Annotated in this window: 15 protein-coding genes and 3 pseudogenes; 13 read left to right on the top strand and 5 right to left on the bottom strand. The window is 59.5% G+C overall.

Going from position 1 to position 13476, the window contains the following annotated elements:
- Nucleotides 1-393 precede the first annotated feature (393 nt).
- Nucleotides 394-1184: pseudogene (locus VHN57_RS25820) on the top strand (IS5 family transposase).
- On the opposite strand, the pseudogene VHN57_RS25815 reads toward VHN57_RS25820, so the two are convergent.
- Nucleotides 1181-1510 (bottom strand): annotated as a pseudogene (locus VHN57_RS25815) (IS3 family transposase); the annotation flags it as partial. The pseudogenes VHN57_RS25820 and VHN57_RS25815 sit on opposite strands and share 4 nt — an antisense overlap.
- A gap of 409 nt (nt 1511-1919) precedes the next feature.
- Nucleotides 1920-2114, bottom strand: a complete 195-nt coding sequence (locus tag VHN57_RS25810; RefSeq protein ID WP_125990010.1) for an HU family DNA-binding protein — start codon at nt 2112-2114, stop codon at nt 1920-1922.
- 234 nt (nt 2115-2348) lie between these two features.
- Here VHN57_RS25810 and VHN57_RS25805 point away from each other — a divergent pair, with 234 nt between their 5' ends.
- On the top strand, nt 2349-2645 hold the full coding sequence (locus tag VHN57_RS25805) for an integration host factor subunit alpha (protein WP_125990018.1): 297 nt from the start codon (nt 2349-2351) through the stop codon (nt 2643-2645).
- Between the two features lie 388 nt (nt 2646-3033).
- Here the strand turns inward: VHN57_RS25805 and VHN57_RS25800 are convergent, their stop codons facing one another.
- Complete coding sequence (locus VHN57_RS25800; protein WP_125990016.1) at nt 3034-3642, bottom strand: DUF4142 domain-containing protein; 609 nt, start codon at nt 3640-3642, stop codon at nt 3034-3036.
- A gap of 429 nt (nt 3643-4071) precedes the next feature.
- Between VHN57_RS25800 and VHN57_RS25795 the strand changes: the two genes are divergently transcribed.
- The 3 genes and pseudogenes from VHN57_RS25795 to VHN57_RS25785 all read left to right on the top strand — a co-directional run bounded on the left by VHN57_RS25795 (nt 4072) and on the right by VHN57_RS25785 (nt 5337).
- On the top strand, nt 4072-4506 hold the full coding sequence (locus VHN57_RS25795; RefSeq protein WP_063975890.1) for a DUF488 domain-containing protein: 435 nt from the start codon (nt 4072-4074) through the stop codon (nt 4504-4506).
- Between the two features lie 126 nt (nt 4507-4632).
- Nucleotides 4633-4962 (top strand): hypothetical protein, encoded by a 330-nt coding sequence (locus VHN57_RS25790; RefSeq protein ID WP_277788571.1) that lies wholly within the window; start codon nt 4633-4635, stop codon nt 4960-4962.
- 100 nt (nt 4963-5062) lie between these two features.
- Nucleotides 5063-5337, top strand: a pseudogene (locus VHN57_RS25785) (HU family DNA-binding protein).
- 333 nt (nt 5338-5670) lie between these two features.
- Here the strand turns inward: VHN57_RS25785 and VHN57_RS25780 are convergent.
- A complete protein-coding gene (locus tag VHN57_RS25780; RefSeq protein WP_125990008.1) occupies nt 5671-5979 on the bottom strand; it encodes a hypothetical protein in 309 nt (102 codons plus the stop codon).
- 470 nt (nt 5980-6449) lie between these two features.
- Here VHN57_RS25780 and VHN57_RS25775 point away from each other — a divergent pair, with 470 nt between their 5' ends.
- The 7 genes from VHN57_RS25775 (at nt 6450) to VHN57_RS25745 (ending at nt 11727) form a co-directional block, all read left to right on the top strand.
- Nucleotides 6450-6602 (top strand): hypothetical protein, encoded by a 153-nt coding sequence (locus VHN57_RS25775; RefSeq protein WP_164522526.1) that lies wholly within the window; start codon nt 6450-6452, stop codon nt 6600-6602.
- Between the two features lie 639 nt (nt 6603-7241).
- On the top strand, nt 7242-7754 hold the full coding sequence (locus VHN57_RS25770) for a hemerythrin domain-containing protein (RefSeq protein WP_063975889.1): 513 nt from the start codon (nt 7242-7244) through the stop codon (nt 7752-7754).
- A 106-nt stretch (nt 7755-7860) separates the two neighbouring features.
- Nucleotides 7861-8841 (top strand): TIGR03557 family F420-dependent LLM class oxidoreductase, encoded by a 981-nt coding sequence (locus VHN57_RS25765; protein ID WP_063975888.1) that lies wholly within the window; start codon nt 7861-7863, stop codon nt 8839-8841.
- A 270-nt stretch (nt 8842-9111) separates the two neighbouring features.
- Entirely contained in the window at nt 9112-10230 is a 1119-nt protein-coding gene (locus VHN57_RS25760) for a DUF3182 family protein (RefSeq protein WP_423286373.1), read from the top strand.
- The gene (locus VHN57_RS25755; protein WP_017503586.1) at nt 10227-11024 is read left to right on the top strand and encodes an alpha/beta hydrolase family protein; all 798 of its coding nucleotides are present in this window, start codon (nt 10227-10229) and stop codon (nt 11022-11024) included. Before VHN57_RS25760 ends, VHN57_RS25755 begins: the two co-directional genes overlap by 4 nt.
- Before the next feature lie 62 nt (nt 11025-11086).
- Nucleotides 11087-11530, top strand: coding sequence for a pyridoxamine 5'-phosphate oxidase family protein (locus VHN57_RS25750; RefSeq protein ID WP_125990004.1), 444 nt, complete (start codon nt 11087-11089; stop codon nt 11528-11530).
- Complete coding sequence (locus tag VHN57_RS25745) at nt 11530-11727, top strand: hypothetical protein (protein ID WP_017503584.1); 198 nt, start codon at nt 11530-11532, stop codon at nt 11725-11727. Before VHN57_RS25750 ends, VHN57_RS25745 begins: the two co-directional genes overlap by 1 nt.
- A gap of 34 nt (nt 11728-11761) precedes the next feature.
- Here the strand turns inward: VHN57_RS25745 and VHN57_RS25740 are convergent, their stop codons facing one another.
- Nucleotides 11762-12403 carry a class I SAM-dependent methyltransferase gene (locus VHN57_RS25740; RefSeq protein WP_081260907.1) on the bottom strand — a complete coding sequence of 214 codons (642 nt, stop codon included), beginning with the start codon at nt 12401-12403 and terminating at the stop codon, nt 11762-11764.
- 100 nt (nt 12404-12503) lie between these two features.
- Between VHN57_RS25740 and VHN57_RS25735 the strand changes: the two genes are divergently transcribed.
- Nucleotides 12504-13343: a hypothetical protein gene (locus VHN57_RS25735; protein WP_234781421.1), complete on the top strand. Its 840-nt coding sequence runs from the start codon at nt 12504-12506 to the stop codon at nt 13341-13343.
- Nucleotides 13344-13476: the final 133 nt, after the last annotated feature.

Here is a 13476-nt window from a genome sequence, read left to right as displayed (position 1 = left end):
GGGCGACGCGATGCGGACACAGGGTCTGGGGTCCGCATCGCGTCGGCGCAGGTCGCCCAGGGGGAGGAGCAAGCAACGACGACCCACGCAAGAGCATTGCACGACAAGGGAGGCGACCGGTCAGGTCGCGGATGCGTCAACCGCTGTCATGGCTGCTGAACTGCATAACCGCCTCCTCAATGTCTGAGGCGGTTATCGCGTGATCGCGCAACAGGAGTTGGTGGCGTTTGTAAATCTTTGTGACATTTAGCTTGCTCGCCGTGCCGCAGATCATTCCAGTAATGATGTCGTGATGTCACGGATCGCTACATTCCATTGCGCATCACTCTCTTAGGTTTCGTGGACAAAGGTTGACAGCAGGATCGGGCGTTGATTCAAGGCTGCCTTTTGGAGGTGGCGTTGGGCGAGCGTATTGGGCTGACGGAGGACGAGTGGGGGATCATCGGCACATTACTGCCATCTGAGCGTGGTCGTGGCTGTCGTCCAGCACAGGACAACCGGCTGTATTTCGAAGGCATGATGTGGATCGCCCGCACAGGTTCGCAATGGCGCCACTTGCCGGATGAATATGGCAAGTGGAACAGCGTTTTCCGCCGCTACCGGCGCTGGGTTACGACCGGGGTGTTCGAGGCGATGCTCGAGACACTGGGCGAAATGGTGGCTCGTGATGCCACTGCGGACATGATCGACAGCACCGTGGTCCGAGCACATCATTGTGCCGTCGGCATAAAAAAGGGACTCAGGAAACCGAGGCGCTTGGCCGATCGCGAGGCGGATTCAGCACAAAGCTCCACGCCCGCTGCGATGCCAAAGGCCGACCGCTCGGCTTTGTCCTGACGCCGGGCCAGAGCCACGATATCCAAGGCTTTGGCCCGCTGTTCCGTTTGATTGCTCATAAGATCGAGGCATTGTTGGCGGACAAGGGCTACGATGCAGATGCCATCCGCGAGGAATTGGCCAATGCTGACGTTGAGGCTGTCATTCCCGCCAAAAGCAATCGGCGCGATCCAATCCCACACGATCGCGAAAAATACCGTTGGCGCAATCTTGTCGAACGCCTCTTCAACAAACTCAAGAACTGGCGGCGTATCGCAACTCGATACGACAAAACCAAAGAGTCCTACCTCGGCTTCGTCAATCTCGTCTCAGCCCTGCAATGGATACCCTTTGTCCACGAAACCTAGACGCCTTGAGCCATCCAAGCCTGCTGTCGTTCGAACTCGACGGGCGACAGCATCCCGTTCCTAACATGCTTACGGATCGGGTTGTAGAACATCTCGATATAATCGAACACGTCCTGCCGGGCCTCTTCGCGTGTTTTATAGGTGCGTCGCCGGATGCGCTCGCGCGTGAGCGAAGAGAAGAAGCTCTCGGCGACAGCATTATCATGGCAGTTTCCCCGGCGGCTCATGGAGTGTTCCAGATTGTGAGCCCTGATGAATGCAGTCTAGTCCATGCTGCTGAACTGCGAGCCCTGGTCGGAATGGATGAGCACGCGGGTCTTCGGCTTACCCACGGGTTCCCCCCGATTATGCGGTCAAGAAGCGGGCGGAGGCGCAAGCAGTTGGCCTCGGATTGCGAATTCGATCGAAGAAACGTCGCAGGTTATGATCGACGGGGGGCCTTCAACCTGGAAGCCGCGCGGTGCTGCATGCATAGGGAGTCTGGCGAAGGTGTTGCCGTATCGACCCGCGGCGTTGAACCGGACCTCAACCGCGTCGAGGCCAACGGTGTCTACCTGCTCGGCAATAGCGGCAGCGGCCAGCGCAGGGTGGATTTCCGCGAACTCGGCTCGGAGAGGCGCGTAAGGGGGGCTGGCCATTTGGCGGAAATCTGCATGGGCTAGCTCATCCCGGTCCCGACGACTGGACTGCCCGCGTCTACGAGCCCGAGATCCAGCGCAGGTGGGGCAATCTAACCTAGGCGGTCGGCCTGCGTTCGCGGGCCGCGCTCTGCTTCACCTTGAACTCGCCGAAACCCGCAATCCCGACTTCCTCGTCGCGCGCCGTTGCATCGGCAATGGCGGAGAGCGCTGCGTCGATGATCTTCTTCACCTCGGCCTTGGTCGCGCCCTGCTGGGCAGCGACGGTTTCGGCAAACGCATTTCCGGTCATATCACCCTCTCAAGAAAATGCGGAGGAAGCGGCCTGGAAAAAAATCTGCCTGGCTCGAGCGGCGATGGCCGTGCCTAACCCCCGTTCCTTTCCGTCGGTGGCGCGTTCCAGTCTGGAACGATATCGAAATGAGTGGATCTATTTGCCTGAGTTGATTGTTAAATTGCTCGATCTCAAACACATCTGGATGCGGTACTTTGTCCGATGGACGGGGGGCAACGAGGGGGAATGGCGATGACCGACATTGGGACACTGACCCGCGCTGATCTGGCAGAGAGCATTAATCATCATGTCGGCTTGTCCCGCGCAGAGGCGGCGGCATTGGTCGAAGCGATATTGGAGCATCTTTCGAGCGCACTGGAGCGCGGCGAGAATGTCAAAATATCGGGTTTCGGTACCTTCCTCCTGCGTGATAAGAATGCGCGCGTCGGCCGCAATCCCAAGACCGGGGCCGAGGCGCCTATCACGTCCCGCCGGGTCCTGGCCTTCCGGGCGAGCCAGACCGTGCGCAAGCGTATCGCATCAAGTTGATCCCGATCGAACACAGTACCCGATGCGGTGCGCAATTGTCTTCACCGGACGGCGTGGAGCGTCGCCAGATTTGAGCCTGGCGGGTGCCTACAGAGCCCATCGCCTATGTCGCACGCGTGATGGAGTCGCGCGAAGGGCAAGGAGATAGCCCGACAATCCAGTGCGATGCCGGTAACGGCAATTGTGCAATGGGCCCGGCAAGCGCTGCGATAAGGCAGACAAGCGCGGTCGGTCGGCAAGCAGGAGCCAAGGCCGCTCCGGCCATGAAAAGGCCCCCGACAGACATGCTGGCGGGGGCCCCCGGAAGCCTACGCAATGAAGGCGATGTCGCTATGTCATCTCATTGTTCGTAGACAGGATCAACGCGGCGGGCGAAGGCGGCGTTCCGTCAGTCCTTGTCGAGCGCCCTGGCGCTTGAAAGATGCTTCTCGACGACCGGCGCTATCTCGCCCGCTGCCTGCTTGAGCGAGACGACGTTCCCGTCCGCGGCATATTTGCGCATCAGGTCGAGGGCATCCTCATGGGCATCGACCTGGCCATCGATATATTCCTTGTCGAACGCAGCGCCCTTGAGCGTCTTCAGCTCCGCCAAATCTTCCGCCTGGTCCTTGGTCAGTGTCGCATCGGGCGTAATCGCGGGACTGGCCGCCTTGGCCGCGGCCTTGATCTTTGCGGTCGATTCCGTGTGGGCGGCGACCATCATCCCGGCAAATGCCTTCACCTGGGGAGACTGGGCATTTGTCGCTGCCAGCTTGGCGGCTTCTATCTCGAAGGCATCGCTTTTGGCGACCGCGTCCGCGAATTCCTGGCCGGTTGGCGTCGTCCTGAGAGCCTGCTTCGCATTGTCGATTGCGTTGCCGGTGGAATTGAGAGCGCCCGAAACGGCAGCACCGGTATCGTTAAAAGCGTTATCGGCCTTTTGTTCGGCTTTCGGGCTGCAAGCGCCAAGCGCAAGGGCCGCTATCGGTGCGACACTCATCCACAGATGATTTCTCATGACATCCTCCTCTTTGGGTGTTGCCCGAACGCCCGACGACTGACCGCCGTTCCTCTGAGCGCGGCAATGAAAAAGCTGTGCTTGAAAATGCCGGAAGATTGATCCGGTCATCGCTCCAGCGAAGAGGACAGAAGCGAAAGGGCAGGGCGACCATGCCATTCATGATGGCGCGATCAGATAAAAGCCCGCCCGGCATGCGCCGGGCGGGCAGTAGCAGGCTGGAAATCTCCGGTCGATGATCAGCAGATACAGGCTTGCATGTGAGCCGCCTTGTATGGGTCGGAGAAGATCAGGCGATTTCCATTAAGGAATGCTGATCTTTCATGCTCGCCTGCGGTGAGGCCGCTTTGGATCGGCCACCCATCAGGAACTCGCCTGTCCGGGATCGATTGATACGCTGATAGAGGCAATGACCGAGGCGTCCCGCTCATGAAGATTTTCACCATCGGCTATGAGGGAGTAACCCAAGCACAGCTGATCGAGGCGCTCAGAGGAGCGGGCGTTGAAGTCCTGGCCGATGTGCGGGCCGTTCCGCTGTCGCGCCGCCCGGGATTTTCGAAGAATATCCTTGCAGCCGGACTGCGCGAGGCGGGGATCGAATATGCCGGCTTCAAGGCGCTTGGCACCCCGCCGGCAGGTCGCGAAGCGGCGCGCAAGGGGCAGCATGCGCGTCTGGCGGAACTCTATGCGGGTCAGCTCGACCTGCCCGAGGCGATTGTTCAGGCAGCGCAACTGGTCGAACTGGCTGCGGAGCGCCCCACCGCGCTGCTCTGCTTCGAGCGCGATCCTGCAGGCTGCCATCGATCCCTGTTGATCGATGCCGTCCTGCCAGACGCTGATCAGGTTGATCTCTATCCAGGCTAATGACGGCATTTGGCAACCAATGCGTGCCGGAGCGGGATTCTCGTCGGTAAGAAAGTTCAGATCTGTTGGCGGCTAGGGAGAAGCGCGGGCGGGAGGCTGCTTTGCCCTTCACCATGATCTTGTCCGATGTCGGGAACCCAAGCGGCCGGGCGGCCTTATAGCGGCATGCGCACCCCATCATCCCTGTCCCTGACATTCGATTGCTGGAGCCTCGGGCTCGAGGCTTGCTCCGTCGTCGGCATGCGGCTTCCCCGACTCATGGCCGGCAATGCGGCGGCCATGGCTGAGCCGCAATTGATGGTCAGGGAGAAAGTGGAGGCAGCAGCGCTGCTGCAATGGAAGTTCATGACCGGAAGCCTTGGCACCTCGCCGCCTGCGATGATGACCGCATCAGTCACCCATTATCGCAAGGCGGTTCGCAGGAATCGGCGGCGATTGGTGCGGCCCGGCAAATAAGGAGCGAGGCGCAGGATTGTTTCGCAATCAGCATATTCCTCACTCGACCGCCGCCGGCATGCTTGGCAAGCAGCGTGCTTCCAAAGCAGATGAGGGTGCCATGACCGGAAATGAACTGATCGAAGCCGTCGCTACCCAGCAAGGGCCACCAAGTCGGATGTGAAGAAGATCATCGACGCGGCACTGGCCGCGATCTCCGACGCGGCAGCCCGGGGCGAAGAGGTCTCGATCGCAGGCTTCGGCAAGTTCAAGGTGAATCAGAGCGCGGCCCAGGTGGGCAGGATTCCCCGGACGGGCGACCCAATGACGATTCCGGCGTCGCGCAAGGTAGGGTTCCAGCCAGCCAAGGCGCTCAAGGACAAGGTCAACAGCTGATCGCGGCGCGCCGGCGTATCCCGCAGAGGCTTGTGGCAATGGGCTGGCATTGACTGCGAGGCTGCGCCTGGCGCACGCCGTGGCAAGGGTGAACCTTGCTAGGAGCAGATCAAGGGTCCGCCCCCGGCTGGAAAAATCAACTCTTGCCCCGCCTGCCTTCAGGCGGGTCGCTTTCACTCTGAAAAGGCAGGCGGGGCATCCAGCAGATTGGCGCAGTCCATGCCGCCCCGCTGGATGAGTTTGGCTGTTACCAGCGAAATGTGAATCCACCCGGCAATGGCTTGAAGCCATCGAGTCGACCTCGGCCGGCCACCCACTGCAGGCAGGCCGAGGTCAACCGAGAGGGTCGAAAAACCCTGCACCGGATGATGCAGGGCCAGTCGGGTCGCGCAAGCCATGGAGACTTGCCAGGGAATAACCGATTGATCGATCATTGTTTCCACGAAATGATAACGCAATCGAAATTTTTTGCGTTTTGCATTTTGCATGAAAATATTGGGAGGTGGGCACGATCACCATCTCCTGCCAGCCAGCGCCCGGATAGGCAGCCTTGCGGGCATCGACCTCGCTCTGCTGCTCGGCCCAGAAAAGATCAGGCGAGGCGAAATAGCTGTCCTCGCTGAACAGGTGGGTCGACGGCACGTTCAAAACCGGCAAGGTCGAACAGCGGATGGTAGGCAGCGAAGGACTGAATCGCCAAGGAGCCACGCCTTCAACTGGTGGCGGTTTGGCGCGCGGGCGTCGGAATCATCGTAGAGGGCCATCGCAGTCGATGCGATGTTCTTTGACGAACATCAGTTCAGCAGCGAAAATCAGTTATTTTGAAGTCGTACAGGATTGCTGGATGTGAGGTATTAGAAGCAGATCTTGATAGCTGCCCGCTATGATACCCCGTTCGAGTGATTTCGCCCGTTCATCGAACTGCTATCTCAATCGAGCGACCCGACGATTGTCTTCACGATCGAACGTTCACTGACCCTGCCAGAAACGGCAGGGTCTTTTCTTTGCGCGAACGGTGCCGTGTCGCGCCGGTGCCGTTCCCACGCCGCTCCATTTGGACGCGACCGCCAACTCGATCAGTGCTAGGTTGCTTGCTGAAAGGAGTCGTCAGCATGGATGATCACCTCAAAGCCGCCGCTGCCGCCGCGGCAATGACCGACATGGAACTGATCACGGTCTGGAACAGAATCGAGGATCGGGACGAGTTGACCACCCAGGAAACGGCAATCCAGGACGAGATGGAGCGGCGCGAGATCGATATCTGATGCGCAGCGGTCCCGACATGATCCTGACCATCGAGGCCATTGTATTGCCTGCGAGATGATCATCAGCGCCGCTGCCGGGATCGTCTGCCTGAAACTGACCCCACCGCCCGCGCGACATCGTTTTTCGAGGTAGATGCTGTCCTGGCGCTAGGCATCCTGTGCGGGGCGTTGTTCGCGACCCTCGTGGGCTTGATGCGATAAGATCCGGAACAAATGCGTAAGGAGCCTTGTTCTTCTCGTTCCTCTGACATTCAGGACGACACTACCCGGCCGGCGTTGGTGGGGTATTTTTTAAGGCAGATATTTGAAACCCAACGACCAAAATAACCGTGATGGATCGACCCTGGTTCTCAAGATTGAAGCCGTGCTTCTGGCAGCCATGATGATCGGATCCTCGGCCGCCGGCCTTTACAGCCTTCTGTAACGTCGTCGCGCCGATCGGCGCGCAAATCTGTCTTTCGGCACCAAGGCAATTGCGTGACGATCGGCCCGCATTCATCGAGATTTTCCCCAATGAACCGCAGGCCAAAGCGTACGTCCCTGATGCAGATTATTGAGATGGATCAGTTTAAGCAGCTGCCGGAACCGATCGTCTGTTTGCGGCTTCCTTAGCGGATAAAATCACTGAGGAGACCTGTCATGGCCAAGGCCGAATATAGTGATGCCATCGCCCTTCTGAAGGCCGATCATCGCACGGTCGAAGCGCTTTTCGAGCAATATGAGAAAGCCGCTTCAGCAACGAAGAAGGGCGATATCGCCCACCAGATTTGCACCGAGCTCAAAATCCACACGCTCATCGAGGAAGAGATTTTCTATCCCGCGTTCGAAGGCAAGATCGAGGCTGACACGCTTGAAGAGGCCTATGTCGAGCATGATGGTGCCAAGGTGCTGATCAATGACATCGAGGCTGGCTCGACGCAGGACCGATTCTTCGACGCCAAGGTCAAGGTTCTCTCCGAAGAGATCAAGCACCACGTCCATGAGGAAGAAATGCGCGGTGAAGGCATGTTTGCGCAGTGTCGCGATACCGATGTCGACCTAGTGGCTCTTCGGGATCTGATGCTTGCACGCAAAGAAGCATTGACTGCCCAGGCGAAAGCCGGAGGCCTGCCCGCCGCCAAGCCAACCGCGGTCAACCTGATCCCCGCCTGAGCAGGATCCAGAATGACGAAAAGCAGACGTTGGATAGCGGCGCCGACCGATACCGCGGCCCGCACAAGGTCGGCTGCAACATCTCGAGCGCTACGAGGAACAGCCCATGCCGAAGTTCGGATATAAGCTGATGACGGAGGAGCACGGGCCGAAGGTGCTCGTGGAAAATGCGATCCGCGCAGAGAAAGCGGGGTTCGATTTCGTCTCCATTTCGGACCATTTCCACCCCTGGCTCGAGTCACAGGGCCATGCGCCATTTGCCTGGAGCGTCCTTGGCGCCATCGCCCACGCTACAGATCGCATTGGCATCGCGACCGGCCTTACCTGTCCGATCCTGCGCTATCATCCTGTCATCGTCGCGCAGGCGGCGGCCACTATTGCGGTCATGAGTGACAATCGTTTCACCCTGGCGGTCGGCGCGGGTGAACGCCTGAACGAACATGTCACAGGCGTCCGGTGGCCGTCGGTGCCCGAGCGGCACGAAATGCTGGGTGAGGCGATCGACATCTTTCGCCTTCTCTGGAAGGGCGGCGTTCACAGCTGGAATGGGACGCATTTTGTTGTCGACCACGCCCAGCTTTATGATCTTCCGACCGAGCCTATCCCGGTCGTCCTGGGCGTGAGTGGCCCATCCTCCGTCACACTCGCCGCTGAAAAGGGCGATGGCATCATGACGACCGCACCAGATGGCGATCTCGTGAAGAGTTATGAAGCGAAGGCCGGCAACCCGAGCCCCCGATATGCCGAGGCGGTCATTGCCTATGCGCCGAGCACCGAGCAAGGGCTGGACATAGCTCATGACAGGTTTCGCTTTTCTGCCTTCGACTGGTCGGTCAACAGTGAGGTTCCTTCCGTCCAGGGCTTCGAAGCCGCAAGCCAATATGTCCGGCCTGAGGACCTGGCCTCGAAGGTTTCGGCTGGCCCGGATGTCCAGACCCACGTCCAGTTGATCTCGAAATATGTTGATGCTGGCTTCGACCATATTGTGTTGACCTGTCCTGGCGACGACCAGGCAGGCTTCATCGATTTCTTCGAACAGGAGTTGAAGCCAGCCCTGTCGGGTCTGGAGAAGGAACGGTCCCGATGACGTCGCCCCAGGATCGGGAGATCGAAGGGGCGCTCGATGTTGCACGGGAGTGAGAAGGCGATGCGTTCTCGAGAGAAGATGGGCCTCTATCCAGCGTCCCCGCCACCCGTCGACGCAGTCTGTCGCAAGGCAGAGGGCCTTTGCCGGCGGTGGAGCGACACCAGGCCCACGGCGCGCATTCGGTGCGTAAGGCACGTGGATATAAACCTGCGACGCAGGGTTTTTGAAATATCTGCCTGACGGCAGCTGCTCCAGGATCTGAGAGGTTCAATGGCCAGTTCGCATCTGACCCGTCTTGTGAAAATTTATCCCACCCGGTCCGGGGCCATGAACAACGAACATGACAGGGTCGCAAGAGCCGAGCTTGCGCGAAGGATAGCCCGGCTTGGTCGGGCGACATTCGTCGATAACGCCCCTGCGCCAGTCTCCGAGCCGGATAATGATCCGCAGGACACGCTCTTCATCCCGACCGGCACGATTGACCTGGAAATGGCGCGCCAACTCGGTATCCGCAACGAAAGCCAGATTTACGGCGGCGTGGTTCCGCATGGCTTCGTCGGAAGCAAGGTCATCACGCATCCGGTTTTTCCAGGCCGTAACGAAGTTCCTGAGGGATGGCTGCCCGAACTGGGCGCCGCTCTTGCGCCTTATGTTCTTACTGGCTGGTCCGCGTTCAGTGTTGATGCTGTGCGCGAAGCGAGTCTCGACATGCTTCGCAATGGTTCGATCCGTCTGAAGGAGGTTGAGGCGACGGCGGGGCTCGGACAATTCGTCGTCACTTCGCCAGGGGAGCTGGAAGAAGCGATCGCGCAGCTCGATGCGGAGGCTATCGCGCGTAACGGCGTCGTGATCGAGGAGAATCTCGACAATGTCATCACGTACAGTGTGGGCATGACATGCCTTTTTGGAGAGATCATCTCCTACTGGGGCACCCAGCGCCTTGCCACCAACAACGAAGGCGCCACCGTCTATGGAGGCTCGACCCTGCATGTGGTGAGGGGTGGCTTTGAACAGCTGGCAGGCCTCAGCCTGGCCGACGATCTGCAGCAGGGGATCGAAAAGGCGATCGCATATGATGCGACCGTCTCGAAATTCTACCCGGATTTGATGGCCTCTCGTCGCAATTATGACGTCGCCGCAGGCATGAATTCTTCCGGGGAAACGCGCATCGGTGTTCTTGAGCAAAGTTGGCGGGCGGGCGGTGCAAGCGGCGCCGAGATAGCGGCCTTCGAAGCCTTTGCACGCGATCGCGAGTTGTCAGCGGTGACATGCGCCACGATGGAAATTTATGGTCATCTTGAGGCCGCGCCGGAGGGTAGCATCCTCTATTATAGCGGTATCGATGCGGTCGCGGGACCGATCACAAAATATGCAATGGAGCTGGAATGACGGGCAGCCAGATATGTTTTGACGTCGAGGGGGAAAGTCTGGACGCGACCATCCTGTCACCGGACAAGCTCGTTCCTGGCATTCTCTTCATCCACGGATGGGGCGGTTCGCGCGATCAGGACATGGTTAGGGCCGAAGAGATCGCGCAGTTGGGCTGTATCTGCTTCACCTTTGATCTGCGGGGCCATGCCCGGCACGCCGAAGAGCGCAACCGGGTGACGCGCTCTCATGGTCTTGCCGACGTCGTGGCTGCCTATGATTATCTCGTCGGTCAGGACCAGGTCGATCCATCTGCCATTGCGGTCGTCGGAACAAGCTATGGCGGCTATCTCGCCGCGCTCCTCACTGCCGTCCGCCCGGTCAACTGGCTCGCCTTGCGCGTCCCTGCTCTCTATCCTGACGAACATTGGGATGTCCCCAAGGCGATGCTAGACCGCGATCTTATCAATGCCTATCGGGCTCGCTTCCGCACGGGTCGCGAGGACAAGGCTCTGGCGGCTTGCGAGCAATTTGCGGGCGACGTGCTGATCGTCGAGTCAGAGCAAGACGACTATGTGCCGCACGCGACAATCAGCTCCTACATGTCCGCGTTCCACAACAGTAATTCCTTGAGCTACCGCATCCTCAAAGGCGCTGATCACTCGTTGCGGGACGAAGGGTGTCGGCGCGCCTACAACCAGTTGCTGCTGACCTGGATCGAGGAAATGGTCCGTGGCGGCCGCCGGCCGTCGACAAGCAGTCATCAGGACGCCGGAGAGCTTCCTGCCCAGGCCTACAAGCTGGCGGACCGATAACATCTTCAGACAGCTTGGCCCGATATGCCTTGCCAAGCGTTGAGGATGCAAAGGAGAGAGCCATGTCATTGTCGCTTGAAGATCTGTCGCGAAAGATGAAGGAAATCGATTTCGCGATGCTTGCCACCCACGCCGCAGACGGCGCGATCGGATCGCGTCCGATGAGCAACAACCGCGAAGTCGATTATGATGGCACTGCGTGGTTCTTCACTGACGAAACTGCGCTGATGGTCTCGGAAATCGAGACCAATCCGTCAGTCAATCTGAGCTATCAGGGCAAGTCTGGCTTGCTCGGCCATCCGCCTTTCTTCGTTGCGGTCGAGGGGCGGGGCGTCTTGATCAGGGATCAGGCTCAATTCGACGCACATTGGACAAAGGGGCTGGAACGCTGGTGGCCGCAGGGCACCCAGACCCCCGGACTTGTTCTGATCCAAGTGATCGGCAAGCGCGCCCATTATTGGGATGGCGAGGAGGAAGGCGAAATCCTGCTTGAGGGCACCCGTTGATGGCCCCTGACGAAAAGCCGTCCGCGCGCCGGCTGGGAAAAGCCGGCGCCTTTATCGTCGGCATCATCATCGCCATTTTCATCGTCATATTTGTCGGCAGAAACCTGTGGCATGGCGACGAGCTGGAGCAGGATCAGGCGGTCGGCAATAATGTCGCTACCGAGCATACCGGTCCATCCTATAATCAGCGGCTCTGAGGCGAGCCGGGCAGCGGAAAGCCGCGCCGGCCGCTCACTGCGCCATGGCCTGATTGGGCTCCGATGCCCAGAACAGGTGGCAGGGTGGTATATTGCGCCATTCATATGCGGCCCGCACCGACCCATATCGGTCTTCGAGCAGCGGGCGCACGGCGGTCCGCATCTGATAAGCCATGAAGAGTCCATGTGGGCACAGGAGTTGAGCGCTGCGATCAATGATCTGCGTCGCGGCGTCTGGCTCGAGTGTCGAAAAGGGCAGCCCGGAAATGATGCAATCGGCCTTAGAAAGGCCGTGACTGGCCATGATATGCTGCACATCTGCCGCCGATCCGGTCACGACGTGCAATCGTTGGTCCGGGATTGCCGAGATCAGATGGTCGGTGAAAGACGCGCTGGTGTCGATGGCGATCAGCCTGGCATGGGACGGGAGGCGAGTGAGAATGGCAGCGGTGAACGCGCCAGTCCCCGGTCCATATTCCAGCATCGTCGTCACACGAGACCAGTCGATGCCGTGCAGCATCCGGTTTATCAGCCAATGCGAAGCGGGAAATGATGAGCCGACCATGGTCGGGCTTTTGAAGAATTCAGCGGCGGCGACAAGCCGGGCCTTCAGATCACTTGTTCGTGCATGAGATCGGGAAGCGGGGTAAAGGGCGGCTTCTTGCACATCGGCCATATCTGCTCCTCAACATTGTCTTTGCTCTTAAAGCCTCCCGAGACGTTTGTAGTTTCAGCGCCCGCGGCAAAAATCGCGCTTAACAGGATCAATCTCCAACATGATTTCTCATGTGTATCCGAGAATTGCTGATGACGCACGCGACAGAGGCGCGGTGAGAATGGCGATGTGCCTTGCCTTGGAGCGTCAGGCCTTCGTTCTTCCATGGAGTGGCGGCCCCCACCGGACAGCTGGTCATTCAAGCCGGGCAGGCGAATGCGAGTTCCTCGCGAGACGACCGAAAGTTGATGGGCGCCACGGACAGATTTCGCTGACGAGCGGCAGGGAAGGACAGGGGCAGGAACGGAGGCGTCCGGACCGTGGTTTTCCCATAATGGCGAATCTGAAAGTCTTCCGTACCCCCGCCGGCTTCCATGATGCCTATGTAGCGGCGCCCAGCCAGAAAGCCGCGCTGAAGGCGTGGGGATCGGAGGCAGATCTGTTTGCGCGCGGGATCGCCGAAAAGGTCACCGATCCCAAGCTGATGGAGAAGCCGCTCGCCAAACCCGGCGTCGTCATCAAGGTGAGCCGCGGCAGTGCGGGTGACCATTTCGAGGCTGCTGAAACGCGATCTCCACCAGATCGCGGTCGCAGGAACACCAGAAGAGCAGCAAAGGAAGATCAGGCGGAAGCCACCGTTGCGCCTGTCGCCCGAAAACCCAAGAAGACGAACCCGCGGCCCAGCCGCGCGAAACTCGATGCGGCCGGGAAGGCGGTCGACCAGGCGTCCGCCAACCTCAAGGCGGGATTGGCGGACATAGACGCCCGGATGCGCGCTCTCGACGCCGAGCGCCGGACTCTGCAGGCAGAGGGCGACAAGCGCGTGACCAAGCTGGAGGCAGATCGCGATCGGGCGCGCAGGGAATATCAGGCCCGGCTGGAAAAATGGGCGAGAAGCTGATCCATCATGGCAGGTGCTTCAGCCAAGCCTCTCCATGTCAATTGGTCGAGCGACCGCATGATGTTGATCGCCGCGGTCGCATGGACATTCAAAGGCAGAAGCGGGCTCTATCTCTCATCGACCTCACCAATGT

This window comes from Sphingobium salicis subsp. salicis (genome assembly GCF_049472635.1).
GTDB lineage: Bacteria > Pseudomonadota > Alphaproteobacteria > Sphingomonadales > Sphingomonadaceae > Sphingobium > Sphingobium yanoikuyae_A.
Note: the sequence above shows the minus strand (reverse complement) of the source record. Positions and strands in the feature narration are given on the sequence as shown.

What these genes read in the sequence shown, in the direction of transcription:
- VHN57_RS25805 (WP_125990018.1), top strand. Translation starts at nt 2,349, where the DNA reads ATGACCGACATTGGGACACTGACCCGCGCTGATCTGGCAGAGAGCATT.
- VHN57_RS25760 (WP_423286373.1), top strand. Translation starts at nt 9,112, where the DNA reads ATGGCCAGTTCGCATCTGACCCGTCTTGTGAAAATTTATCCCACCCGG.
- VHN57_RS25740 (WP_081260907.1), bottom strand. Translation starts at nt 12,403, where the DNA reads ATGGCCGATGTGCAAGAAGCCGCCCTTTACCCCGCTTCCCGATCTCAT.
- VHN57_RS25765 (WP_063975888.1), top strand. Translation starts at nt 7,861, where the DNA reads ATGCCGAAGTTCGGATATAAGCTGATGACGGAGGAGCACGGGCCGAAG.
- VHN57_RS25800 (WP_125990016.1), bottom strand. Translation starts at nt 3,642, where the DNA reads ATGAGAAATCATCTGTGGATGAGTGTCGCACCGATAGCGGCCCTTGCG.
- VHN57_RS25755 (WP_017503586.1), top strand. Translation starts at nt 10,227, where the DNA reads ATGACGGGCAGCCAGATATGTTTTGACGTCGAGGGGGAAAGTCTGGAC.
- VHN57_RS25735 (WP_234781421.1), top strand. Translation starts at nt 12,504, where the DNA reads ATGATTTCTCATGTGTATCCGAGAATTGCTGATGACGCACGCGACAGA.
- VHN57_RS25795 (WP_063975890.1), top strand. Translation starts at nt 4,072, where the DNA reads ATGAAGATTTTCACCATCGGCTATGAGGGAGTAACCCAAGCACAGCTG.
- VHN57_RS25745 (WP_017503584.1), top strand. Translation starts at nt 11,530, where the DNA reads ATGGCCCCTGACGAAAAGCCGTCCGCGCGCCGGCTGGGAAAAGCCGGC.
- VHN57_RS25790 (WP_277788571.1), top strand. Translation starts at nt 4,633, where the DNA reads ATGTCGGGAACCCAAGCGGCCGGGCGGCCTTATAGCGGCATGCGCACC.
- VHN57_RS25810 (WP_125990010.1), bottom strand. Translation starts at nt 2,114, where the DNA reads ATGACCGGAAATGCGTTTGCCGAAACCGTCGCTGCCCAGCAGGGCGCG.
- VHN57_RS25770 (WP_063975889.1), top strand. Translation starts at nt 7,242, where the DNA reads ATGGCCAAGGCCGAATATAGTGATGCCATCGCCCTTCTGAAGGCCGAT.
- VHN57_RS25775 (WP_164522526.1), top strand. Translation starts at nt 6,450, where the DNA reads ATGGATGATCACCTCAAAGCCGCCGCTGCCGCCGCGGCAATGACCGAC.
- VHN57_RS25750 (WP_125990004.1), top strand. Translation starts at nt 11,087, where the DNA reads ATGTCATTGTCGCTTGAAGATCTGTCGCGAAAGATGAAGGAAATCGAT.